The following is a 25,146-nucleotide window of genomic DNA, read 5'->3' as shown; positions in this document are numbered from 1 at the left end:
TTATTTTTCCTACTTTCACTTAGCCTATTGGACTAACTTTTCTTGTTTTAGCTTAGCCTCTTGATCTAAATCTTCTTCATTTTCGATTGGTTTAACAATTGCTGCAATTGCTGCAATTACAATAGTAATAATTATAACCTTAGTTCCCTGTGAAATCTTATTAACTAATGGTAAATATTCTGTAAGAAAACTTACAATCATTGCAAATGCAACACATAATCCAATTTCTTTACTTTTCTTTGAAGCCGGAATAATAATAGCAATAAACATACCATAAATAGCTACAGTAAGTGATTTTTCTACCAATACCGGAACTAGATTAACAAACACATTTCCTAAAACAGTACCTAATGTCCAACAAGGAACAGCAGTTAATGCTGCTCCATATGTATAAAATGGATTGAGTTCACCTTCTATAGCACTTGATATTCCAAAGATTTCATCGGTAATACAATATGACATGAAAAATCTATGTCGTATTTTTGTTTTTTCTGAAACCTTCTGTGATAAAGATGCTCCCATCAAAAAATATCTTAGATTAACTATTAGTGTTGTCATTATCATCTCTATAGCACCAGCTTTTGTCATAATAAGTTGCAATGCAGCAACTTCACCGGCAGATGCCACCATACCAGCCGACATTAATGCCGCTTCCATGGAAGACATCTGTGCTGTTTTTGCCATAACACCTACACTAAAAGCAACCGCAAAATATCCTAATCCTATAGGGACCGCATCTTTTAGTCCCTTTTTTAACCAATAAACATTTTCTTTTTTCATTAGTAGTCAACCTCCATTAAACATAAACCATTTGCAGGTGCTGTAAATCCCGCGTTTTGTCTATCTTTTGATTTTAAAATTTCAATCATCTCTTTTGGATTTCTTTTGCCCCATCCAACTTCTAGTATAGTTCCTACTAATATCCTTATCATATTTTGTAAAAATCCATCTCCGTGAAAAGTTAAATAAATATATGAGCCTTTCTGCACTATTTCTATTTTGTCGACAGTTCTTATAGTTGATTTTTTCATTTTTTTATTTCCACAAAAACTCTTATAATCATTTGTCCCCATTAAATATTCAGCTGCCTCTCTCATTTTATTGATATCAGGCATCTTATCTATTACATATAAAAACTTCCTATCAAAAACCGGTTTAGTATCGCCACACCAAAGTGTATAGCGATATGTCTTTCCTATTGCGTTAAATCTGCTATGAAATCTTTCTTTTACCACGCTTACTTCGTCAACTGAAATATCATCTGGTAAATATTTATTCATATATTCTTGGACCTGTTTTTCAGAAAAATCTGTATCAAGATAAACATTAGCTGTCATCGCCAATGCAGATACACCTGCATCAGTTCTTCCTGCACCTATGACTGTTATTGGTTCATCTTCATTCTTATTAGTCATTCGCATTAGAAGGGTTTCTAATTTCCCTTGAATTGTGTTTTGAGTATTATTCTGATGTTGCCAACCATTATATCTAGTTCCATCATATCTAATTTTTAATCTAAAATTCTTCATTTAAAAAAATCCTTTTTTATTATTAAATTTACAATATAGTTTAGCACATTACACAATTAAATAATATGATTTTTTCGTTTTTTTTATTCGTTTAGTGTTTTTTGTATAAGCTAAACAATTTCAAGTCTTGTTAATTAATTTTTTTTATGCTAATATATGCCTTGAGCGTTTATCATAAAATTTTTTTATATAAACTTACACAATATTGCGCTCATATATTATATTAGAAAATCAGTTAAAACTGATATATGGGAGGAATTTATGGATAATATGTTAAAAACTGATTCTCTTTCTAGGAATCAACAAAATGTCAACTCAAAACCAACATTAAAACTAGTTCAAACAGCACTAATGATGGGTATAATTATTGTTATGGCTTTTACGCCACTAGGCTACCTTAATCTTCCTGGTTTATCAATTACTTTCTTAACAGTTCCTGTTGCAATCGCAGCAATAGTCATTGGACCTACAGCTGGGTTTGTATGTGGTATCACTTTTGGTATAACCAGTTTTTCTATCGGTATGATGGGAACTAATCCCTTTTCAGCAACATTATTAAATATAAATTTTGTTGGATTTTTTATAACAACTATTGTAACACGTGCATTGGTTGGACTTTTCACAGGATTATTTTATAGACTATTATGTAAAGTTAAAGCTAATAAAAATTTATCTGTTATACTTGCAAGTCTTTCTTGTCCTTTACTTAATACATTATTGTTTATGAGCTCACTTGTAGCATTTTACTATAATACAAGTTTCATTCAAAGTTTTGTTAAAAAAGGAAATTTCCCAAATCCATTTCTATTTGTTATTGGATTCGTTGGAATTCAAGGTTTGATTGAAGCTGTAGTTTGTACATGTGTTGCAACAACAATAACTCTAGTTCTAAAAAAAGTATTGACACGATAAATATATTTAAAACACGGATTACTTTAATAAATGATATTTAAACTGAGCTACGCTCTACAACAAAAACCCCCTACTAGGTAATATGCTTTTTGAGGTCACTCATTTTGCATCCTAGCAGGGGTTTTCGTTTAATTGTTATTCTAATATTTTATGCCTAACATAAAAGCTATTCATAATAAACAGCCTATATATAATACTACATAACGACTGCTAATACAACCACATGATAATCGGATCTATCTTGCATTGGTACATCTTGCAACATTCTATATTCATGATGGAATCTAAGATTTTTCTTTACTAATCCAATCTCATTTGTATACATTACAATTATTCCATTACGTGTAAGAACTTCACGCGATTTTTCAAAGAATTTACCGTAAATAAAGTCTAAATCACGTCTTGTAACTCTTGGTGATCTAACTGGCATATCTGTAATGATTTCATCAAATAAATAATCATGTCTAAAATCAAAATAATTTCTATTTATAAAATTAATTCTTTCTTGAGCACAATATGCATTTTCCCTTGCATATTCTACAGCCTGACCATAAGTGTCTATACCGTACATTTCTCTAGCATAAACAGATTTATTTCTTTCAATAAGCATAGTTCCAACTCCACAGAATGGATCAAGAATCTGTGCTCCTTCTTTAAGATATCTCTCCGTAATTTTCATAATTAAAGCAGCTGTTGATGGATGAATTGAGGAAGAAAGAGCTTTCTTTCTATAATTAAATCTTGTATCTTTTAATGTATAAAACTTACATGATGGATATAATTTACCCTCAGCTGTACCAATTAATCGGATTTCAACTTCATAGTCAGATGCTGAGTTTACTAATCTGTTTTTTGTTAGTTTTTCTAACTCTGTTCCGAATTTTCTATTAAACTGACTTCTTTCATCAAGATTCATGTGATTTCTCAATTCAACTCTAAAATAGAAATCTTCTGGTCCTTCATGATATTTTCTGATAAAATCATAAATTCCTGCTTCATAAAGCATTCTTGCAGCCTCTCTTGGTTCATTTGGCAAAAGTGATTTAAGACTTAATGGGAATAATACTTCTCTATAATTTCTATTTTGAAGTAAACCTTGTAAATCAGCAGTTTCTGTAAGAACTCCTAAAGGATGCAATCCTGTTCTAACATTGCCAAGCGTCTGCTTAACGATTTGTCTAACTCCACGATTGCAGGTTAAAACTACTTTAGTTTTATCTTCCTTTACTACAAATCTATGTCTTGTAATGCCTTGATATCTAATAATTATTTTTCTTAAAGCTGCAATCTCACTATTTATATGCTTTTCATTATCAGGCTCAACTTCTTCATGTAGTTTTTCATCCAAAATATCGATAAACTCCGGAACTAAATCCTGGACATCTAATTGATTTAACGCAGCCAAATAATGTGATCTAACAAAAAGAATATCTTCTTGAACATAAGCTTTATAAATAGCATCTTTAGCTTCTTGAAGCTCTAAATCGCCTAATAATAATGCAGCATTTTTTCTACTCTTAGGATCTTCATTCTCTAAAAATTGAGTTATATCCTCTACGTTTACTATTAATTCTCTCAAACGATTTTTATTTTCTTCATCTTTAATGAATTTTCTTAATTGACTAAGATTTTCTCTGATATTTTCTTTTTCTAATAAATTCTTATATGTATTTTCCAATATTCTACGCCATCTTTATGCTTAGATGGACTCTCCTTTCTTGTGTTGCTTAATACAGGTACATGCCAATGGCTTGACATGTATCCTATACTAATTCTTTTATCGGCATATTATTTTGTGTTTTTCACACCATGCTTATCAATATAGTCTTGTACATCCTTTTTAAATTGTTTCCATGCGCTTGGATGTTGAACATAATATTTAGGACATAACTTGCCCGTTACATCATAATGTCTAATAATATCATCACATGAAAGATTGTATCTTCCTACCAACCATGCCGTAAGCTCTACAACCGAATCATATGTTTTTTTATTAAATTTACCTGTGTTATCTTCAATACAACACTCAATAGAAATTGTATCTTTATTTCTACTGTTAGATGCATACGAGATTTCTTTACAAGGGATACATTGCACAATTTCACCATCTAGACCAACGATAAAATGTGAACTTGCTTTTGTTTTCTTGGAATCTTTTAATCCATTAAAGTAATCTCTATTTTGTTTTGCTGTTGCACCCGGATTAGCTGTATAATGAATAACAATGCCATTAACTTTGACTAAAGGTATCTGCGGTCTCGAATATGGATTAGGTTCTAACAGCATAACCTGTAAATCTGGCCTATCTTTTACCTTTTTATCCGGTGTGTTTTTCTTTCTTAATACCTTGAATAAAAATACACCCAATACAATTCCGATTAATAATACTGCAACTATTATGCCTATTATTATTCGTTTCTTTTTTGAATTATGTTTTGCTTCTTTTTCCCCATTAAAATCAGAAAACATTTTCTCAAGCCTCCTCAATATTGCAAACTACTAATAAGATTAACTTTATTATTAATAATACAACAACTAACTTTTTATCAAATCATTATACTTAAATTTAAAAAGAAATCTTTTTCTTAATAGCTATTCCTGTCGGAGTTGCCGCCAAACCACCTTTACCAGTTTCTTTGATATCCTCCGGAAGACTTTTCCCTATTGTCCTCATTGCATCAAAAACTTCATCTGGTGGAATCTTACTTTCAATTCCAGCATACGCCATATCAGATGCAGTCATTGCATTAACTGCACCTATTACATTTCTTTTTACACATGGAACCTCTACTAAACCAGCAACAGGATCACATGCCAATCCTAAAAGGCTCTTCATTGCAAGCGCTGCTGCATTAGCAATCATAACGCCATCTCCACCTCTTAAGTAACACAAAGCTCCCGCTGCCATCGATGAAGCAGAACCTATTTCGGCTTGACAGCCTCCTGCAGCACCTGCTAAAAATGCTCTACTTGCAATTACTTCTCCAATTCCAGCTGCCACATACATAGCCTTTGTCATTTCTTCATCAGAATACCCAAAAGTCTCTTGTGCTGTAATAAAAACCGCTGGAATCACTCCACATGAACCCGCAGTTGGAGAGGCAACTATTCTTTTCATGCACGCATTAGATTCAGCCATCTTTACTGCTCTTTCCATCACTTTTCCAATGAAGTTGCCACAGATTAAATCGCCTCTTTCACGAGCATCTTTAAGCTTTTTACCATCTGTTCCAACCAATCCGCTTTGTGAATAAAGCTTATCATTATAATTTTTATCAGCTTCTTTCATCACTTTATACATGTTTAGCATTTTGGTAAATGATTCTTCTTTTGACATATTATTCTCTTTACAATCGTCATTTTGTATACATTTCCAAAATGGAATATTATCTTTTTTTTCATATTCTATTATCTTAGCAATTGATTCAAACATCTTAATTAATCCTCCATACTAAGGTAAGTTACCTTTAAAATTCCACTCATATATCGTAAATATGAAATAATATGTTCTGGTACTTCTCTATCACATTCAATTACCATTACAGCATTGCCGCCTCTACTTTTTCGATATAATTGCATAGTTGCTAAATTAACCTGCTCATGAGCCAAAAGAGATGTGACATCTGCAACATGTCCAGGTTTGTCAACATTATGGACAATAAGCGTAGGATAATCACCACAAAAATTAACCTGTATTCCATCTAATTCATTAATTTGAATACATCCTCCACCTATCGATGAAGCAACTATCTCAAGTGGATTAACCCCTTCATCACCTATTAAAATTATCTTAACTGTATTAGGATGTACGTCGCCTAAATCAATTCCTGCAAAAGAAAACTTTACTCCTCTTTCTTTTGCGATTTCAAAACTATTAGGTATGTTCTCATCGTCAACCTTCATCCCTAAAAGTCCTGCCAAAAGAGCCTTATCTGTTCCATGACCCTTTCCTGTATCTAAAAAAGATCCAGAGAAAAAAATCTTAGCTTCTCTTATTTCTTTTCCAAACAACTTTCTTGAAATAAGTCCGATTCTAGCCGCTCCAGCCGTATGCGAACTTGATGGTCCTACCATAACAGGTCCAATTATATCAAAAATATTCATTCCATGCTCCTATAAAATTAAACTTACTACTCTATTTTATAACTTTTATATTATAGCACAAAAATAAGACAGATTCTGAATAAATTCAAAATCTGCCTTAAATATTTTTTACTAATCAGAATCATATTATTCTGAAATCACTTTAATCCATCCTTCTGGAGCTTCTAACTTTCCTTGTTGAATTCCAGTTAATGTCTCATAGATTTTCTTCATCTGTGGTCCCATTTCTTCCATTCCTGAAGGGAAACAGATTTCTTCACCGTGATCATAAATCTTACCTACTGGAGAAATAACTGCTGCTGTTCCGCATAATCCACATTCTGCAAAATCTTTTACTTCACTAAATAATACTTCTCTATGTTCAACTTTCATTCCAAGAATATGCTCACAAACATACATAATTGAACGTCTTGTAATTGATGGTAAAATACTGTCTGATTTTGGTGTTACAACTGTACCATCTTTTGTAATGAAAATCATATTAGCGCCACCAGTTTCTTCTACTTTAGTTCTAGTAGCTGGGTCTAAATAAAGATTTTCTGCAAATCCTTCTTCGTGAGCTTTTACTATTGGATGTAAACTCATTGCATAATTAAGTCCTGCTTTAATGTTACCTGTTCCATGTGGAGCTGCTCTATCAAAATCAGAAACTTTAATAGTAATAGGTTTAGCACCACCTTTGAAATATGGTCCTACTGGTGTTACTAGAATACGGAACTGATATTCATCAGCTGGTTTAACACCAATTACAGGGTTTGTAGCTATCATAAAAGGTCTAATATATAATGTTGCACCTGAACCAAATGGTGGTACCCATGCTTCATTTGCTTTAACAACTTCTTCAACGGCCTTTACAAAACGATCTTCTGGAAAAACTGGCATCTCAAGTCTTCTTGCGGAGTCAGCCATTCTTTGTGCGTTTAAATCAGGTCTGAAGCACACTATCTTACCATCTTCAGTAGTATATGCCTTTAATCCTTCAAAACAACACTGTGCATATTGAAAAATACCTGCGCACTCATTTAATGTAATGTTAGCGTCAGAAGTAATTTTTCCTTCATCCCATTTTCCATCTTTATAATTAGATACATAACGATAATCTGTTACCATGTATCCAAATCCAAGATTTTGCCAATCTAGATTCTTTTTTTCCATTAGCTCTTCCTCCTAAATACGTTGAATTTAAATTTATTCTATTACTTTATTTTATATTTGTCTACTGATTTTAGAACATTTTCTTATAGTAATATTTTATAAGCGCTATAAAAAAATGTAATACTTACCATAGTTTTTTTATATCTCCTATAAAATAAAGTGAACCTAACGCAATATTTTTTGCATCATCTAAAAGATTATCTTTTATATCGTTTAGATTATCTAAAGTACTTGCGCAAATTCCTAATTCATTAATATATTTTTTTAAATTATCATTCTGCAATGCCCTACTGCTGTCTGGGGTTATTGTCTTAAAATCTATTGCAAATGGTGCTAAAATCTTGACCATTTCTTCATAATCCTTGTCAGCTAATACTCCCATTATAAAATGGAATTTTTCACCTGGATATAAATTATTTAAACTTTTGCATAAAGCTTTAACTCCATTAGAATTATGTGCTCCATCTATCATAAAAAATGGTTTTTTTTGTAAAATTTCCATCCTGCCTTCCCATTTAGCGTTAGCTATGCCCTTTTTTAATATTTTCTCTAATTTTTCATTTTCCTTTATAGGAAAATCAATTTCTTCAAATACCTTTTGAGCAATTTTCTTAGCAGTTGCAATATTTTCAAGCTGATAATCGCCTATCATTTCTCTGTTGTATTTTTTTATTTCATCTATTTCATCCTGTGATACTACTTGAAAGCTCTTTGCCTTCTTATCTCTTGAAGTCTTAATTAATACTGACAATGCCTCGTCTTCCTGCATTTGTGTAATAACGTTTGTCTCTTCTTTTATTATTCCTGCTTTAGACGAAGCAATCGCTGCCAAAGTATTTCCCAAAATCTGCATGTGATCATAGCCAATTTTAGTAATCCCACACACTAAAGGTGTTCCTAATGCATTTGTAGAATCATATTCGCCACCTAATCCCGTTTCAATAATAGCAATGTCTACATTTTGTTCTTTAAAGTACAATACCGCCATAACAAGGCAATAATCAAACATAGTAAGTCCTATGTTAAAATCTGTATCTATCAAAAAATTTCCAAGTCTTGTTACATCTTCTTTTGAAATATATTCACCATTTATTCTGATTCTTTCTTCAAAGTCAATAAGATGTGGTGATGTAAAAAGACCAACTTTTAAACCACTTTCTTTTAAAATACTAGCAACTACAGATGCAGTTGAGCCTTTTCCATTTGTTCCTGCTATATGAACAAATTTTAAATCTTTTTGAGGATTAGACAATTGTTCTAATACCTTTTTTGTTATTGTAACTCCATAGTCGTTTCCAAATCTACGGCTATTTTCAATTGTTTTGATTACTTTTTCATAATCTGACTGATAGTTCACTGTCTTTAAAACCTTCCTGAATCACTTATAATTACTTATTAAGTAAATATTTACTTATCTAGCAAAACCTCAACGCCTTTATAATATTTAATAATAGCACGTCCAATAATCTTGTCCTTATGAACATATGAATATTTTTTGGCTTGTTTTTTTGTTTCAGCCTTACCTTCTTGAAGAGCCAAATCAGCCCACTCCCTAGCATCACTAGATCCATTTCTATTATCACCTAACATTAAATATGAATCTTTTGGAACATTAAACGTAATATTATCATTTTTATAAACCCACTTTTCTTTAAGATAATTCTCTTTAAGCGGTGTTTTAGAATCATTTATATATATTTTTCCTTTTTTTATGGTAATTTTCTCGCCAGGTAAGCCAATAACTCGCTTAATGTATAGCTGACTCTCATCTACTGGATATTTAAATATAATTATATCTCCTCGACTTGGCTTTGAAAAAATATAAGATAATCTAAATCCTATTAATCGACTGTCTGTCATAATTGTGTTTTCCATTGAACCCGATGGAATTGTTGCATTAATTATTATAAATTTATTAATAAAAACAGCAATAAAAATAACTATAGCTATGGTCTTAATCCATGACCAAACCTCTTGCGCTACTGTTGGTTTTTCTTCAACTGCCTTATCTTTATTTTTCGATTTTTTATTCAAAACAGTTTTTTTATTTGAATCTGTTTTTTCATCTGAATTATCTATATCTAAGTCTAAATTTACTTCATTAATATCCTTCATTCCATTCCTCCTTAAAAATTTAAATCCAAAATTAAGATTACTCTTCTTATTATATACTTTACGACTTTTATTGTACAGAAAAAATACCCTATTCCAATATAGTAAACCCTTTTCAACAAAGAATCTACCACTATCGAATAGGGTAAATATAAAAATATATAAATTCATTTGTAAAATCATTATTGTGAAAAAATTATTATCCTATGACATTTTAGTTGAATCTCTTTCAACAATTTCGTATCCCATTTTTATTTCTAACAATTTACTCTTATCATTTTCTTTCCTTTTCATCAATGATAATAACTGCTTGGCTGCTTTTACTCCACTTTCTTCAAAGAAATATCGTACTGTTGTAAGCTCGGGTGTAATAACATTTGAAAAATCAGAATCTCCATGACCCGCTACTAAAATATCATCTGGAATTCTTTTTTTACAATCTTTTAAATACTTATATACACCAAGAGCTATTGTATCTGTTGCACAAATAAAAGCATCTATAGCCGGATTTTTAGCTAAAAGTTCTCTTGCACCTTCTTCTCCTGCTTTTCTACTAAAATCTCCAACGTAATATTCCATTTTTGCATCTTTTTCTTCTTGTATAGCTGCGCAAAAACCATCATGTCTGTTTTTTCCAGCTGAAATATCTCGTTCTGTGACACCTATATATGCTATATTTCTACGACCTTTTGACAAAACCAATTTTGTTAATTCCTTTGTTGCATTAAAATCATCATGATAAATACTGCACAATCCTTTGAAATCCTGCCCAACTACTACAACAGGCACACCATTGTTTTCTATAAGTTCATGGTGTTTAGGTGTGTCAATTGTTGCAATAAAAACAACTCCATCAACCTGATTTTTATTAAACGATCTCAAATATTCTAACTCTTTATCTACTTCATTCTGGGTATCTGCCAAAATACATTTATAACCACTATCATTCAACACACTTAAAACACCATTAATTACATGACTTAAAGCTGAAGACGCTAGCTTTGGCATTATAATACCAATCATTTTGGTTTTTTTGGTTCGTAATGTCTGTGCCTGAAGTAATGGTTTATATCCTGTTTCTTCTACGACTTTTTTTATTGCTTCCTTCTTTTCTACTGATAAGTATCCATTATTAAAATAGCGTGAAACCGCTGCTCTAGAAACACCAGCTAATTCTGCGATTTCTCTAATATTCATCCATTCATTTCCTCCTGTCCTTAACCTCTATATATTATAACAAAAATCGGATGATGTCCAACCACCATCCGATTTTTTTTGAATATTATGAAAAAGTTTAAGTCATTACATATACTATAAAATCTTATTTATTCTATTTACTTGCTATATAAACCTTATAGTAATTCAAAGCTTATCAATAGATTATTTTGCAACAACAACTTCTGTACCTTTTACAACTGAACCTAAGTTTTTAACTTCAAAATTAGAATACTGGTCACTATTTGTAACTAATACTGCTACTGTTGTATTAAATCCTGCTACTTTAATTTTTTCGATATTAAAACGAATTAATTCTTGTCCTTTTTTAACTTGAGCTCCATCAGCCACTAATGCTTCAAATCCGTCACCGTTCATTTGAACTGTATCAACACCGATGTGCATTAAAATCTCTGTATTTTTTGGTCCAACCATTGCTACTGCATGTTTTGTATCCTGTACAGAAATAACTGTACCGTCACATGGTGCTACTAATACACCTTCTGTTGGAACAATACCAACACCGTCGCCCATAACTCCTGATGCGAATGTTGGATCTGGAATATTTTCTCTAGCTACTGCTTCACCTGTTACTGGTGCTTCGATTACTGCTTCAGCAACATCATCACATGCTACTGGTGCTGGCTGATTAGAACTTGTTGTATTTCCTTCTTCAGCTGAAAGTTCAGATTTATCTTCGTTCCAGAAAAGAATTGTTGCTACGAATGCTACTCCACCTGCGATAAGTAATTCAATTGTGTAAAGCGGAATGTTGTTAATTGTTAAATATCCTGGGATACCTGTTACACCATAAGCTTTAGCGCCAAGTCCTGCAATTGAACCGAATGCTGCACCACATGCACCACCGACCATAGCACAAATAAATGGTTTCATAAGTCTTAAGTTAACACCGAAAATTGCTGGTTCTGTAATTCCTAAAGAAGCTGATGCTGCTGAAGGAACTGCTACTGTTCTTCTTTTTGCGCTGATAGTTTTAACACCTACTGCAAGACATGCACCAAACTGTGCAAAGTTAGCAGCTGATGCGATTGGCATCCAAATGTTTAAATTATGGAATTCTTTACTTGCAAGCATACCTGCTTCAACTACGTTGTACATATGGTGAAGACCCATAACTACTGTTATTGGATAAATTAATCCGATAACAAATGCTCCAATTCCAAATGGAATTTTAACGATTTCCTGTACCCCTCTTAATAAGTATGTCTCTGCTGTTGAGAATACTGGTCCAATAAACATAAAAGTAATTAATGCTGTTGAAAGTGTTGTAACAAGTGGTACCAAGAATAAATCTAACATTTCTGGTACAATTTTGTGTAATTTCTTTTCGATCTGACACATAATCCATACCGAAATAACTACTGGTATAACGTGTCCCTGATAACCTAACTGGTTAATCTGTCCAAATGTGTACTTACCGATTTTGCCCCAGTGGCCAAGTAAATACCAAACTTTATATCCATCTGCTGCTGCCCAACCATTTGTAAGGTTAGAGTGAATCATTAATAATCCCATTACAGCACCAAGGAAAATGTTACCGCCAAATACTCTGGCTGCTGAAACTGCGATGATAACTGGTAAGTAAGCAAATGCTGTATTTGCAACCATATCAAGGAATTGATACCAATCTGTTCCTGCAAATCCAAGTCCTGGAATCTTACCTAATGCTTCTACAAGTCCCATCATAAGACCTGATGCTACGATTGCTGGTAAAATTGGAACGAATACGTCACCTAATGTTTTAATTAATCTCTTGATGATTGGCTGTTTAGCTGCTGCTGCTGCTTTAACATCATCTTTAGTCGCTGCTGACATTCCGCTCACTGCGAGGAACTCGTCATATACTTTGTTAACTGTTCCTGTTCCGATGATAATCTGTAACTGTCCGTTACTTTCGAAAACACCCTTTACGCCATCGATGTTTTCTAATTCTTTAACATTTACATTACTGTTATCTACAGTAACAAGTCTTAATCTTGTAGCACAATGTGCTGCACTTACTAGGTTTGTTCTTCCGCCAACTGCTTGTAAAATCTCACTGGCACATTTCTTATAATCCATCTTCCTAGCCTCCCTGCTCTTCATAATAATTTATTTTTTATTTCCTAATTTCACGTTTTCTCGTGTGAAACCGTTTTCAATTGATACATTTATTATATCATGTTTACGTTTGGTGTAAATTGACATATGTTCCAATATTAAAACATTTTTTTTGTGCATATTTATGAAACCGTTTGCACACGATTTATCGGGGAATATTAATGTTTTATAAACAGAAATTATAGAACAAATGAAACTAGTTTCATTTAAATTATAATACTTCTCATTTAGACGAAAATTAATGGATTTTTGAGTGAATTGTATGAAATGTATTTCACATTTTAGCATTAAAAAGAAATAAAAGTATCGTAAATGTGTTCAAAATCAACTGGTTCAAATTGTTCAAATTGCCAGTTGATAAACATTTACGATACTTTTTTGTATAATTTATTTAAGTTTTTTAAAAAATTATGTCTTAGTTCTTAGCGGAGTTATTATATTAATTTTTCCCATTCAGCTTCTTTAAATCCTACTAAAACCTTATCATCTTCTATTAACAATGGTCTTTTGACCAACATCCCATTTGTTGCTAGAAGTTTTAGTTGCTCTTCTTCAGTCATTGTTTTTAACTTATCTTTTAATTGCATCTCTTTGTATGCATTACCACTTGTATTAAAAAAACGTTTTAGTGGTAATCCGCTTTTTTCGTACCAGTTTTTTAGTTCATCATAGTCTGGGTTTTCTTCTACTATATGTCTTGTTGTATACTCTATGTTTTTTTCATCAAGCCATTTCAAGGCTTTCTTACAAGTTGTACATCTTGGATAACATAAAACTAACATAATATTCCCCCCCTTTTAACTTACATATATGTAACTGTTTCGTCCAACGGTTTTCTTGACATATGGTTAGGTAATGGCTTAAATTCCTCTTCTGCATAACCTAGATCCATTATCATAAGAATTTCTTCATTAGCTGGAAGATCTAGTTCTTTTGCTAACTCAATCGGATTAAAATTGTTGACCCAACAGCTGTCTACACCCTCGTTTGCAGCAGCTAAAATCATATGCGTAGCAACAATTGTTGCATCTTCAATTCCTGATGTTCTTTCTGTACCTGGATAAGTATACACATCATCTTTATTAAAGGCTACGACAAGACATGTTGGAGCGCCATAACGACATGGTGTCACTTTATCAATCTTTGCAAGTGACTCCGGTTTTTCAAGTACATAAATCTTTTGTTCCTGAAGATTCTTAGCTGTTGGAGCAAGACGTCCAGCCTCAAGTATAGCTATTACTTTTTCTTTTTCCACCTTCTTTTCAGAATATTTTTTACATGAATAACGATCTTTTACTACTTTAGAAAATTCCATATTATCCCTCCATTTTTTAATTCTTCGAAATCTTTCTCTTTTTTATATTATATCATTAATTACCTCTAGTGCTTTTTTTATTTTACTCTTTTCAATATTTGAGTAGTTAATAATGAATAAATGCTCCTTTTTTTCATCCTCGGTAAAATAATAATCCGATAGTGAACGGATTTTTATACTATGTTTTGCCAGTTCCTCTTTTAGAACACTATCTTCCATATTTGTGTCTAAACGTAGCAAAAAATGTAATCCTGAATCATTTTCTTTGACCATACATCTATCGTGCAAACTGGAATTGCAGATAATATCAATCATTGTTTTTCTTTGACGGGCATAATATAGTCTCATCCTATTAATATGTTTTTCAAAATATCCTCTTTTTATAAATTCAGCTAATGTATACTGTTCAAAATTAGATACTGTACATGAATAAAAAAACATTTTCTCATAAAAAATATTTGCTAAATGAATAGGCAAAACCATGTAACTTATTCTTATTGTAGGTGATAGTGATTTGGAAAAAGTATTCATATAAATTACTTTTTCACATCCATCAATTGAAAAAAGTGTTGGTAATGGTCGACCTTTCGTACGAAACTCACTGTCATAATCGTCTTCTATTATATATCTTTTTTCTTTTTCATTTGCCCATGCCAATATTTCATATCTACGACTCGCCGGCATTGTTATGCCTGTTGGAAAGTGATGATTCGGACACATATGAGCAACATCCGCCTTTGATTTTTTTAGACTTTCTATAGTCATTCCCTCATCATCTATCTGAACATAACGGCAACAGATATCCTTTTGTCTGTAAATCATTTCCAACTTTTTATAACCCGGATTTTCGATTGCGAATATCTTTTTTTTCCCTAAAAGTTCCATAATTATTCCATACAAAAACTCTGTTCCCGCTCCTACAACAATTTGATTAGGATCAACAAGCATCCCTCTAAATGACTGAAGATACTTGGCTATCGCCTCTCGCAACTCATAAACTCCATTCACCGGTGAAATAGTCATAAGCTCATCTTTTTTATTTGACATAACTTCACGAGAAAGTCTTGTCCAAACTGAAAACGGGAAATTGTCTGAATTGATACTATTATCTGAAAGGTCTATATTATATCGAGATTTAGGTATCGTTTTAATCTTATACTGAACATCTATATCCTTGGGTTCATTAGAAATATGCTCAATATGTGCTACATAATATCCTTTTTTAGGAATTGTATATATATATCCTTCACTTATCAATTGGTCATATGCATTTTGAATCGTAATGGTACTAATTCCATTGTTTCTGGCAAAAGTTCTTTTAGATGGAAGTTTCTCATTTTCTTGTAATTTTCCTTCAATAATGTCTTTTTTCAGACATTCATAAACATATAAATAAATTGGTCCCTTTGCTTTTTCAAAATCGTATGTAATCATATTCTCCTCTTTATTCCTTCTTTTATTATGTAATCTGGACTTTTTTTTATTTTCTTTTTGGATATTTTATTATATCCAGATATATTATATTATTTTTTCAAGTTCAAAACAACGTAAAAAAAATAATGAATGAAATTAATAAGAAAGGAATATACTGTACTTAACTTTTTACGAAATTATTTTTCTATAAATTTTTTCGACATCAAACTGAAAAATAGATTAAGTGCAATTGAAGGTAATTAAAATGAAAGAATCAAGATATGAATTAAATAAAGGTTTAGCACAAATGTTAAAAGGCGGAGTTATTATGGATGTTACAACTCCTGAACAGGCTCGAATTGCTCAAAAAGCAGGTGCCTGTGCAGTTATGGCTCTTGAAAGAATTCCAGCGGATATCCGTGCTGCCGGTGGTGTTTCAAGAATGAGCGACCCTAAAATGATTAAGGAAATTCAGGATGCAGTAAGTATACCTGTTATGGCAAAATGTCGAATTGGCCACTTTGTAGAAGCTCAAATTCTTGAAGCCATTGAAATTGACTACATCGATGAATCAGAAGTTTTAACACCTGCTGATGACATCTATCATATCGATAAAACAAAATTCAAAGTACCTTTTGTATGTGGTGCCAGAGATTTAGGTGAAGCTCTTCGTCGAATTAATGAAGGAGCTGCAATGATCAGAACAAAAGGTGAGCCTGGAACTGGTGACGTAGTACAGGCTGTCAGACACATGAGAAAAATCAATGCTGATATCAGAAAAATCCATTCTATGGCAGAAGATGAACTTTTTGAAGTTGCTAAAGAATTAAAAGTTCCTTATGATTTGGTTCTATACGTTCACAAACACGGTAAATTACCAGTTGTTAATTTTGCAGCTGGTGGTGTTGCAACTCCTGCTGATGCCGCTCTTATGATGCAACTCGGTGCTGAAGGTGTATTCGTTGGATCTGGTATTTTTAAATCCGGCGATCCTTACAAACGCGCAAGTGCAATCGTTTCAGCAGTTACAAATTACACTGATGCTAAATTAATTGCTAAACTTTCAGAAAATCTAGGTGAAGCAATGGTTGGAATTAATGCTGAAGAAATCGAAATTATTATGGAAAAAAGGGGACAGTAATTTATGGTAATAGGTGTACTTGCACTTCAAGGTGCTTTTATTGAACATGAAAAAATGATTGAATCTCTTGGCGTTGATTGCATAGAAGTAAAACAAAAAGAAGATCTTGAAAACATAGATGGCATTATTCTTCCTGGCGGAGAAAGTACCGTCCAAGGCCTTTTATTAAAAGAATATGATATGCTAGAACCTCTTAGAGATAAGATAAATAACGGTCTTCCTGTTTTTGCTACATGTGCTGGCTTAATCCTTTTAAGTCATGTAATTGAAGGTGAATCTTCACCATATTTAGACACACTTCCCGTAAAAATAAAGCGAAATGCGTATGGACGCCAACTTGGAAGCTTTGTTATTAATAAAAAATTTAAAAATGTTGGAGAACTTCCACTTATTTTTATTCGCGCGCCTTACATAAGCAAAATTGATAACGATGTTGAAGTTTTAATCGAAAATGATGGCAATCCGGTTGCTGTACAATACAATAATCAGATAGCTATGGCTTTTCACCCAGAACTTTCTGATAAAAACTATCTTCATAGATACTTTATAGAGCAAATAGTTACTCCTTCTCTTAAGTTGGCTGTTTAATTTATATTTTAAAAAATTTATATTTTTTTATATCTCCTTTATATTTTAGTTAAAATAACTGTTTTTTATTTTTTTTATTAAACTGTTGTAATCTGTTTTATTAATATTCGATAAATATAGTGTAACCTTATGCACATAACAGTTAATCTGACTATTTACATATAAAGGAGGTATTTTTCTTGAAAACTAACAAATCAAAAAACACCCCTTCTCTTAACGAGAAGCATAAAACTATTAGTGGTAAATTAATACGATGCATTGTCCCACTAATTATTTTTTCTATAGCTATAATTATTTTTATTCTAATTTATAATGCTCGTACTATTATTCTCGACTCCGCCGAAAATTCATTAAAGCAAGAAACTTTGGCTAATTCTAATGCGTTTGGTTCGGATATTTCAAAATTTATTGGAAAATCTGATGCATTTACCATTGCCTTAGAGAACCGTACATTCAAAGATGATGATGATTTGTTTGCTTTTCTTGAAAATTCTAAAACTTTTAGTAGTGACGCTACAAATGGTATTTACCTTGGATTAGATAACGGAGATTTTCTTGATTTATCTGGTTGGAAACCTGGTCCTGATTATGTACTTGCAGACAGACCTTGGTATCAAGATGGTTTAAAAAATAAAACGTTTGCGCTAGGTAGCCCTTACCTTGATTCGGTTACAAACAGCTTAGTTGTTCCAATTGCACGAAAAATAGAATTAAAAGATGGCCGAAAAGGTGTAGCTGCATCAGACATGTCGCTTGCTTCTATTACAGAAAAAACGTTAAAGCTAAAACCTATGGGATCGGGTTCTACTTTACTTTTGAACGATGACATGATTATTTCTTATTCAAATAAAAAATATAATGGCACCAAAGTTACAGAACACTCTGATGACTTACTTTTAACACATATATATGAAACCCACAAGAAAAATCCTTCTGAAGTTCAGAAACTACAAGGAAAAGGAAGAACATACTACGTATATTATGCTAAAGTTCCAGAAACTAACTGGACTTTGATTTCATATGTAAATGAAGCAGATGTAATTGCTGAACTTAATCACTTTATGGTCGTTTGTGGGATTATTGCAATTATTATGGTTATTGTCATTGTTGTGGTCATAATAGCATTAATGAAAACTATAGTTACTAAACCAGTTAAAAACCTTACAGATATTATTATTGAAATAACAAATAAAAACTTTGCACTAGACATTCCTGACCATAGCAACGATGAAATAGGGGTAATGAATCACAACATGCGAAAATTCATTTCACATATGCATTCAACTTTAAGTACTATGAAAGACGTCACTAACCAACTTTCAGCCGAAGCCGAAAACAGCCGTGATGAGTCTACTATTATGTACAGCGAAGCCAGTGAACAATCGGATTCTATGAATAACATAAAAATCACAATGGAGGGTATGTCTCAAGCTGTATCTAACCTTTCAAGTGATGCTATTTTACTTGCATCAAAAATTAATACCCTGACTGAACAAGGAACTGAAACTAATCAGGTTATGGATGATCTTGTTTCAATAGCAAGTGAAGGTCAAAATGACATGAGACTGGTTACAGACAGTATGGATGAAATTTCAAAATCTATGTCTGATGTTAATAGTGCTGTTGAACATGTAGATGAATCTGCAAAACAGATAAACAATATTATTGAAATGATTAATTCTATTGCCAGCCAGACTAATCTTTTATCACTTAATGCATCTATCGAAGCTGCTCGTGCTGGTGAGGCTGGAAAAGGATTTGCTGTTGTAGCTGACGAAATAGGTAAACTTGCAAATGATAGTGCTAACGCCACAACTGAAATTGCAACAATTATTGGAGACATTGCAAACCAGATTTCATCTTTATCTCAAAAATCTACAGAAAACGTTTCAGCTATTAAAAAGAGTACTGAATCCGTAGAAACTGCTGAAAAAACTTTTGAAAAGATTTTCAATAATCTTGAAGGAACAGGTCTTATTGTAAAAGATATGATTACTTCAATGAGCGACATTAATGACATTGCAACGAACTTAGCTTCAATTTCAGAAGAACAGGCAGCAAGTTCGCAAGAAGTTACTTCTACTCTTGAAAAACTTGCAGTTAGTGCACAAAATGTATCAGAGTCAAGTATGAAAGTTAAAGACAGTGCTGTTATCGTTTCTTCAGGTGCCGATACAATAAACGAATCTGTTAATGTTTTTAAACTGTAGTAGGATTGTTATTATGATTTTTGTTTGGATTTTATAAATCTTAATATACACTATATAGTTTTAATATGCATTAAGTAATCAGGTCCTCTCTTTGCTGACCTTTAAGCGCAGAGTAGGACCTGATTTTTTGATGTTTTGTTTTCTATTTTGTTTTTTTTCCATCAACCTCACATCCATACAATTCGTAGTCTATGTCATTTTCTTTTTAAAACTCCTGGAATTCCTTAAAATTTTCCATAGTTTACTCCACGTATTCTAAGAATATTTTATCTGCAAATCCACCTCTTTCACTGGCTTTCTTTGCCCTAAGTGCTTCCAATTCTTCTAATGAATATCCACGTGCTATGCAAATAGCTTGTAATACCTCAAACACATCTGCTATTTCTTCTAGATTCTTATCTTTCTGATACTCTGCAACCTCTTCGTTAAGCTTTGCTTCAAGGGCTGCTATATATTCTTCTCCTGAAAGAATTCTTGTTTTGCAATATTTCCCATCTGCTTCAATGATTTCTGGAATTTTATCTCTTACCAATTTGTTATAAACCTTCATTTACTCCTCCTTCTGATACTGCCAGCTACCAAATCCACAGTTTTGAGCTGATTGGTATACCGGCAAAATAATCGATGCCAGTTGCCCAGCAAATTCGTTATATTCTAGACCCTTACGGTATACGCGATATTTAATATCATCGCTATTAATATGTTCCTTTGCACACTTTTCAAATTCCTTATGAACCTGATCATACTTCCACATCAATTGATAAGATTGATATTCCTGCTTTGCTAATCGCTCAAAGTAAATCTCCCAATCTGGAAGATTATTGCTTTTTGAACTATTGATACTCTTTGTCGTAGGATTGAGATTCCACATCTCATCATGTGCCACATAAGACCATGGAACAAAGTGATCGATAGAAATATCTTTTTTTGTCAAAATCTCATTTCCATATATCTCACGAACAGGTTGCAACTCAATAATAAGCTTCCAATATTTCTTAACCTTTTCAAGCTTACGCTCCTGAGGTGGATACAGTTTGTCTGCTATCCCTGGAACACTTGGATTTCTCTTCTGAATATATAAAATCATATTGTATTCTAACCAACCTCTGATAATTTCCTGATTCTTATTTATGTAACTAGCCCAATCGTCGTTTACAATAATTGATGTTGATAAACCATTCAAAGCTGTAAAATAATACATTAGTCTTTGCTCTTGATTTATCTTTGCAATCAAATTGCTTTCTGACACATTCCATTCTTTTCCCTTCATAGATGGCATAAATGGTGATTGCAAGCGATATGGAACATTATAAGTAAGCGTTCGCTTCTTGCTATTTATCTCTCTGTCTTGAGTGTTTTTTAGCAGATCTAAAATAGCTGTCTTTTTCTCACATGATTTTAACTCAGAATATTTCTGTTTAATCAGATTTACAACAGCTTCCAAGGTATCCTTCGGTCCAAGATTAAGATGATATTCTGTGACCATATACCAAGCATCTGCGATCATTTCATCCACAAGTTCCTCATAGGATATCTCTTGTTTTCCTTCAGTAACCTTTGCAACAATTGCCTTAAACCAAAAGAACTTATAGCATTCACTGGTATTATCAAAAAGACGACCAAGATATTCAATATTCAGTTCTTCGGAATATGGTAATTGCATATGTACTCCTCCTCGTATAACACAGGTATTGCATATTGGCACTTTTTCTTTTCAAAAAAATCATCAATTATTCGTCCTGGTTCAATATTCATTCTTTCCCCCTTAACTCTTTACGCTACCGCATTTGCGTTTATCTTCTCTATTACTTTTCTAATAGTGCTCCAAACCGTTAAATCAGTAAATATATCAACTACACTTCCCTGATCTGTAAACGGTGATTCCTGGAGCACAGAAAGGTCTGTCATCATGCCATTATGTACAATGTATTCTACTATCTGGTTTACGAAATATATCTGTCTGCTATCCAGGTTTGTATTGTCGAGAAATTCAGAAAAAGCTTCCTTTGCTGCATTCATATCAAGACCTACTATGCTACGAACAAATTCACCCAGAGGTTTCTGTCCGTACTCCTGCTCATAGTCCTCTTTCGTACCCACTTCTTTCCAAAGAATCTCTTCCAAAGATTCAACGTCCAAATGTGTAAGAGGCTGATTTGTACGCAACTTCGCAATAACAATATTATCCTGGTGCTGACGAATATAATATTCTGCTTTCGCCTTATAATTCTTCAACTCATCATTTTCAAGTTCAGATTCATTCCACTGTGTATCCAATATATCATCCGAAAAATCTGTGTCATAACGAACCTTTCGATGAGGTAAATACTTCATCAGATTACGCAGACTATCTCTTATATGTTCAAAATCTTCGATTCCTGCACGTTCTACATAATCGGTATTAAGGATTTTATCTATCAGCTCTTTCTGGGCCTGAATCTCCGGAATATTTGCAACAGTTGCTATTCCGCCAACCTTATCAAACAAATCAGATTTCAACCGGCCATACTTTTTCCCCGCAAGCTGTGCTAATTCTAATCCATACATCAATGCATCAAAACGAACCGCTGAAGCCTCATCACTATCCGGCAAAATCAACGGAGCCAATTCTTCTCGAACCAATAATGTATCCTCATATGTAAGCGTCTGATAATTACTCTCAGAGGAATATAAATCCACATACTTAATATGCTGACGAACCGCAAAGTTTTCGCGATTTAATTCTTTCACTTTACCCGTCATCATTTGAACCAGCTGATTACGATACGTAATCAGTCGTTCCACCTGATAATTAATATCCTGAAGCTTATACGCAATCTGGAATTCCAAATTAAATACTGCTCCTTGTAAAGCAATCATATTAGCTGTTGGACGTCCTTCTCCCATTCGGAAGAATTCGAAATTCCCGCAAAAATCAAAGATATAGAACTTATTCTTATCTTCTCCATCTACAAGTCCCGGGCAAAGTCTTGTACCACGACCAATCATCTGCCAAAACTTTGCTTTACTCATTACTTTCTTGAAAAATACAAGATTCAATACTTCCGGTACATCAATACCTGTATCCAACATATCTACCGATATCGCAATCTGAGGCATCTTCTTCGCATCAGAAAACTCGTCTATTGCACTCTGAGCATAGGTCATATAATTATCAATGACCTTAGCAAAAGCCTGACCGTTTGCTCCACTGGCAAGATTTGGATATTCTTTATTAAACACTTCCAAAATCTTTTCTGCATGCGCATGGTTCTTGGCAAAAATAATTGTCTTACCAATCTTTTCTCCATAATTAATCTTCAACGCATCTCTCATTACGATATGAAGCACCTGACGAATGGTATCCTCATTAAACAGCCAGGTATTTAAGGCAGAAGAATTTATCTTTTCCGGAAGTTCTCCATTTTCATCTTCAAATGTATCTTCGTAGATTTCCTTCTCTGCTTCCGTAAGCTCTGCGTAACTAATCCCCTGCTCAATGAATTTCAACTTTGTTTCGACAGACATGTAATCTACTAAATATCCATCTTTTACAGCCTGGGCTAAATCATATCCATATGTAGGCACACCATTTTCCAACTCAAAAACAGAATACGTATTCTTATTGATTTCATCCTTTGGTGTCGCAGTTAATCCAACTAGTGGCGCATCAAAATATGTAAAAATATCCTTGTACTTGTTGTAGATGGATCTATGTGCTTCATCGCAAATGACAAGGTCAAAATGTCCACTCGTAAAAAGCTTGCCAGCCTCATCTTTTACCGAATCAATACATCCCATCATCGTCTGATAAGTAGAAAATACACAATGAGAATTATAATTATCCTTTTCCTCACATAAATTCGTGCACGACAAATCAGGTAGTAAATTTACAAAACTTCTCTTTGCCTGAGTAACCAAAGAATTTCGATCCGCCAAGAAAAGAATATTCTTTACCCATCCAGCATCCAAGAGAACTTTACATAATGCAATAACCGTTCTGGTCTTTCCTGAACCGGTAGCCATCACCAACAATGCTTTTCTACGATTCTTCTTATCAAAAGCATCACAAACGGCCTTTATTGCACCTTCCTGATAGTAACGACCTGCTATGTTTTTATCCACAGAGATATGATTCAAGCTCGTTCTCATAGACTGGAGATTATATAGCTTCTCCAAATCACGTTTTGAATATATTTCAGCTACTTTTCTCTCTGGATACTGATTATCTACAATACGAGTTTCAAAACCATTTGTAAGAAAAACTACCGGTCTTCTGCCGTACTCTTTTTCTAAAATATCTGCATATAGTTTTGCCTGCTGACGCCCCTTCGCTACATCCACGCAGGTTCTTTTCGCTTCAATAACAGCAAGCGGCTTATGAGCATCGTCATAAAGAACATAATCCGCAAAACCAACTTCGGATTTATTTGGCATACCAGGTAGTTCTACCTCATTGATCCAATCCTTACCTTCCGTCCACCCTGCATCAATCAGCATGGAGTCTATATAGATTTTTCTGGTCTTATACTCTGATAAATCAAGAGGCTTTGGCACATAAGTCTGCTGCTTCTCTGCACGACGCGCGGATAAAGCCTCTTTAAGAGACTCATTCTCATCACGAAGCTTCTGTAAATCAATATCCTTTTGTGCAGAACTTTCAATTTCCTTCTCAAGTTCAGCTTTTGTAGCTTCCGCCTGCTCACGATTTTCCTTTACTCTCTTTACTCTTTCTGTAATAAGATTTGGATCAAAAGCATGCTCTTCATATAAATCTGAATAACAATATGCAATATAATCCAAATAAATAAAGAGATTCTCTAAACAAAGCATCGCTTCGTCTCGCCCCAGCTTCTTACCGCTATGAGCCACATTATTGCCGCATCTACGGATAAAATCCATTCTCTTCCACAAATCCGGTCCAATAATCTGACGATATTCTTCTGCGTTCATTAAACTCTGCAGATTATCCTGATATGGCATCTCAAGTTCCTTGTCAACGGAATACATCCATTTCAAAGCAAACTCCATAGCACGACGGCTATTAATAATACTTGCTTCCGGATCCATCAGAATAATTCTCTCTGCAGAAATCGCTACATCAGCAAATCTCTTAAATTTTGGCTCTTTTTTTAAATAATCAAAATTTGTTATCATATAACCACCCCTTTAGAGTTCTATGTATCTCTACGACGATATACTTCCAGCTCTAACCAACATTCAGCCAGTTCGTCGACCAATTCTTCTTTCAACTTTTTTCTGGCAAAAGCTTTTAATCTTTTCATATCCTTTTGCCAGCGATAATCTTTATCTTCAGAATATCTTCGCTCATCTTCTTTGGAGCCTTTTCTA

Annotated in this window: 21 protein-coding genes; 4 read left to right on the top strand and 17 right to left on the bottom strand. The window is 33.2% G+C overall.

From position 1 onward, the window contains the following. Nucleotides 1-24 precede the first annotated feature (24 nt). Together BLV79_RS09645 and truA are read right to left on the bottom strand one after the other, a co-directional pair. On the bottom strand, nt 25-780 hold the full coding sequence (locus tag BLV79_RS09645) for an AzlC family ABC transporter permease (RefSeq protein ID WP_074718493.1): 756 nt from the start codon (nt 778-780) through the stop codon (nt 25-27). Further along, nucleotides 780-1,529 carry a tRNA pseudouridine(38-40) synthase TruA gene (truA, locus tag BLV79_RS09640; protein ID WP_074718491.1) on the bottom strand — a complete coding sequence of 250 codons (750 nt, stop codon included), beginning with the start codon at nt 1,527-1,529 and terminating at the stop codon, nt 780-782. Before truA ends, BLV79_RS09645 begins: the two co-directional genes overlap by 1 nt. A 261-nt stretch (nt 1,530-1,790) precedes the next feature. Here truA and BLV79_RS09635 point away from each other — a divergent pair, with 261 nt between their 5' ends. Beyond that, the gene (locus tag BLV79_RS09635; protein WP_242871458.1) at nt 1,791-2,441 is read left to right on the top strand and encodes an ECF transporter S component; all 651 of its coding nucleotides are present in this window, start codon (nt 1,791-1,793) and stop codon (nt 2,439-2,441) included. A 196-nt stretch (nt 2,442-2,637) separates the two neighbouring features. On the opposite strand, the gene BLV79_RS09630 is transcribed toward BLV79_RS09635, so the two are convergent. The 12 genes from BLV79_RS09630 to pdxR all read right to left on the bottom strand — a co-directional run bounded on the left by BLV79_RS09630 (nt 2,638) and on the right by pdxR (nt 15,897). Beyond that, nucleotides 2,638-4,119 (bottom strand): methyltransferase, encoded by a 1,482-nt coding sequence (locus BLV79_RS09630; RefSeq protein ID WP_083354538.1) that lies wholly within the window; start codon nt 4,117-4,119, stop codon nt 2,638-2,640. A gap of 110 nt (nt 4,120-4,229) precedes the next feature. Continuing rightward, entirely contained in the window at nt 4,230-4,910 is a 681-nt protein-coding gene (locus BLV79_RS09625) for a peptidoglycan recognition protein family protein (RefSeq protein WP_074718487.1), read from the bottom strand. Nucleotides 4,911-5,007: 97 nt separating this feature from the next. Continuing rightward, nucleotides 5,008-5,874, bottom strand: a complete 867-nt coding sequence (gene sdaAA, locus BLV79_RS09620) for an L-serine ammonia-lyase, iron-sulfur-dependent, subunit alpha (RefSeq protein WP_074718485.1) — start codon at nt 5,872-5,874, stop codon at nt 5,008-5,010. Between the two features lie 5 nt (nt 5,875-5,879). Next, nucleotides 5,880-6,545, bottom strand: coding sequence for an L-serine ammonia-lyase, iron-sulfur-dependent subunit beta (gene sdaAB / locus BLV79_RS09615; protein ID WP_074718483.1), 666 nt, complete (start codon nt 6,543-6,545; stop codon nt 5,880-5,882). A 126-nt stretch (nt 6,546-6,671) separates the two neighbouring features. Continuing rightward, on the bottom strand, nt 6,672-7,700 hold the full coding sequence (locus BLV79_RS09610; protein ID WP_074718481.1) for a branched-chain amino acid aminotransferase: 1,029 nt from the start codon (nt 7,698-7,700) through the stop codon (nt 6,672-6,674). A 124-nt stretch (nt 7,701-7,824) separates the two neighbouring features. Next, nucleotides 7,825-9,057, bottom strand: coding sequence for a bifunctional folylpolyglutamate synthase/dihydrofolate synthase (locus tag BLV79_RS09605; protein WP_074718479.1), 1,233 nt, complete (start codon nt 9,055-9,057; stop codon nt 7,825-7,827). A gap of 50 nt (nt 9,058-9,107) precedes the next feature. Beyond that, nucleotides 9,108-9,815, bottom strand: coding sequence for a signal peptidase I (gene lepB / locus BLV79_RS09600; RefSeq protein ID WP_083354537.1), 708 nt, complete (start codon nt 9,813-9,815; stop codon nt 9,108-9,110). A gap of 201 nt (nt 9,816-10,016) precedes the next feature. Beyond that, a complete protein-coding gene (locus BLV79_RS09595) occupies nt 10,017-11,009 on the bottom strand; it encodes a LacI family DNA-binding transcriptional regulator (RefSeq protein ID WP_074718477.1) in 993 nt (330 codons plus the stop codon). A gap of 183 nt (nt 11,010-11,192) precedes the next feature. After that, the gene (locus BLV79_RS09590) at nt 11,193-13,109 is read right to left on the bottom strand and encodes a PTS sucrose transporter subunit IIABC (RefSeq protein WP_074718475.1); all 1,917 of its coding nucleotides are present in this window, start codon (nt 13,107-13,109) and stop codon (nt 11,193-11,195) included. A gap of 473 nt (nt 13,110-13,582) precedes the next feature. Then, nucleotides 13,583-13,930: an arsenate reductase family protein gene (locus BLV79_RS09585; protein WP_074718474.1), complete on the bottom strand. Its 348-nt coding sequence runs from the start codon at nt 13,928-13,930 to the stop codon at nt 13,583-13,585. Nucleotides 13,931-13,950: 20 nt separating this feature from the next. Then, nucleotides 13,951-14,463 carry a nitroreductase family protein gene (locus BLV79_RS09580; RefSeq protein WP_074718472.1) on the bottom strand — a complete coding sequence of 171 codons (513 nt, stop codon included), beginning with the start codon at nt 14,461-14,463 and terminating at the stop codon, nt 13,951-13,953. 42 nt (nt 14,464-14,505) lie between these two features. Beyond that, entirely contained in the window at nt 14,506-15,897 is a 1,392-nt protein-coding gene (gene pdxR / locus BLV79_RS09575) for a MocR-like pyridoxine biosynthesis transcription factor PdxR (protein WP_074718470.1), read from the bottom strand. A 244-nt stretch (nt 15,898-16,141) separates the two neighbouring features. Between pdxR and pdxS the strand changes: the two genes are divergently transcribed. The 3 genes from pdxS to BLV79_RS09560 all read left to right on the top strand — a co-directional run bounded on the left by pdxS (nt 16,142) and on the right by BLV79_RS09560 (nt 19,815). Then, complete coding sequence (gene pdxS, locus BLV79_RS09570; RefSeq protein WP_074718468.1) at nt 16,142-17,017, top strand: pyridoxal 5'-phosphate synthase lyase subunit PdxS; 876 nt, start codon at nt 16,142-16,144, stop codon at nt 17,015-17,017. 3 nt (nt 17,018-17,020) lie between these two features. Further along, a complete protein-coding gene (pdxT, locus tag BLV79_RS09565; protein ID WP_074718466.1) occupies nt 17,021-17,605 on the top strand; it encodes a pyridoxal 5'-phosphate synthase glutaminase subunit PdxT in 585 nt (194 codons plus the stop codon). A gap of 179 nt (nt 17,606-17,784) precedes the next feature. Then, nucleotides 17,785-19,815, top strand: a complete 2,031-nt coding sequence (locus tag BLV79_RS09560) for a methyl-accepting chemotaxis protein (protein WP_074718464.1) — start codon at nt 17,785-17,787, stop codon at nt 19,813-19,815. 241 nt (nt 19,816-20,056) lie between these two features. Here the strand turns inward: BLV79_RS09560 and BLV79_RS09555 are convergent, their stop codons facing one another. The 3 genes from BLV79_RS09555 to BLV79_RS09545 form a co-directional block, all read right to left on the bottom strand. After that, a complete protein-coding gene (locus BLV79_RS09555; RefSeq protein WP_074718462.1) occupies nt 20,057-20,365 on the bottom strand; it encodes a nucleoside triphosphate pyrophosphohydrolase in 309 nt (102 codons plus the stop codon). Then, a complete protein-coding gene (locus tag BLV79_RS09550; RefSeq protein WP_200795894.1) occupies nt 20,366-21,478 on the bottom strand; it encodes an HNH endonuclease domain-containing protein in 1,113 nt (370 codons plus the stop codon). It abuts the gene before it with no gap. Nucleotides 21,479-21,588: 110 nt separating this feature from the next. Beyond that, complete coding sequence (locus tag BLV79_RS09545; RefSeq protein WP_074718460.1) at nt 21,589-24,951, bottom strand: DEAD/DEAH box helicase family protein; 3,363 nt, start codon at nt 24,949-24,951, stop codon at nt 21,589-21,591. Between the last annotated feature and the right edge of the window lie 195 nt (nt 24,952-25,146).

Source organism: Lachnobacterium bovis DSM 14045 (assembly GCF_900107245.1).
Taxonomy (GTDB): domain Bacteria; phylum Bacillota; class Clostridia; order Lachnospirales; family Lachnospiraceae; genus Roseburia; species Roseburia bovis.
Note: the sequence above shows the minus strand (reverse complement) of the source record. Positions and strands in the feature narration are given on the sequence as shown.

Bases quoted from the DNA above. Each gene is read 5' to 3' on its own strand.
- BLV79_RS09595 (WP_074718477.1), bottom strand. From the start codon at position 11,009: ATGAATATTAGAGAAATCGCAGAATTAGCTGGTGTTTCTAGAGCAGCG.
- BLV79_RS09555 (WP_074718462.1), bottom strand. From the start codon at position 20,365: ATGAAGGTTTATAACAAATTGGTAAGAGATAAAATTCCAGAAATCATT.
- BLV79_RS09625 (WP_074718487.1), bottom strand. From the start codon at position 4,910: ATGTTTTCTGATTTTAATGGGGAAAAAGAAGCAAAACATAATTCAAAA.
- BLV79_RS09590 (WP_074718475.1), bottom strand. From the start codon at position 13,109: ATGGATTATAAGAAATGTGCCAGTGAGATTTTACAAGCAGTTGGCGGA.
- pdxR (WP_074718470.1), bottom strand. From the start codon at position 15,897: ATGATTACATACGATTTTGAAAAAGCAAAGGGACCAATTTATTTATAT.
- lepB (WP_083354537.1), bottom strand. From the start codon at position 9,815: ATGAAGGATATTAATGAAGTAAATTTAGACTTAGATATAGATAATTCA.
- sdaAA (WP_074718485.1), bottom strand. From the start codon at position 5,874: ATGTTTGAATCAATTGCTAAGATAATAGAATATGAAAAAAAAGATAAT.
- BLV79_RS09580 (WP_074718472.1), bottom strand. From the start codon at position 14,463: ATGGAATTTTCTAAAGTAGTAAAAGATCGTTATTCATGTAAAAAATAT.
- BLV79_RS09635 (WP_242871458.1), top strand. From the start codon at position 1,791: ATGGATAATATGTTAAAAACTGATTCTCTTTCTAGGAATCAACAAAAT.
- sdaAB (WP_074718483.1), bottom strand. From the start codon at position 6,545: ATGAATATTTTTGATATAATTGGACCTGTTATGGTAGGACCATCAAGT.
- pdxS (WP_074718468.1), top strand. From the start codon at position 16,142: ATGAAAGAATCAAGATATGAATTAAATAAAGGTTTAGCACAAATGTTA.
- BLV79_RS09550 (WP_200795894.1), bottom strand. From the start codon at position 21,478: ATGCAATTACCATATTCCGAAGAACTGAATATTGAATATCTTGGTCGT.
- BLV79_RS09610 (WP_074718481.1), bottom strand. From the start codon at position 7,700: ATGGAAAAAAAGAATCTAGATTGGCAAAATCTTGGATTTGGATACATG.
- BLV79_RS09645 (WP_074718493.1), bottom strand. From the start codon at position 780: ATGAAAAAAGAAAATGTTTATTGGTTAAAAAAGGGACTAAAAGATGCG.
- BLV79_RS09545 (WP_074718460.1), bottom strand. From the start codon at position 24,951: ATGATAACAAATTTTGATTATTTAAAAAAAGAGCCAAAATTTAAGAGA.
- pdxT (WP_074718466.1), top strand. From the start codon at position 17,021: ATGGTAATAGGTGTACTTGCACTTCAAGGTGCTTTTATTGAACATGAA.
- truA (WP_074718491.1), bottom strand. From the start codon at position 1,529: ATGAAGAATTTTAGATTAAAAATTAGATATGATGGAACTAGATATAAT.
- BLV79_RS09585 (WP_074718474.1), bottom strand. From the start codon at position 13,930: ATGTTAGTTTTATGTTATCCAAGATGTACAACTTGTAAGAAAGCCTTG.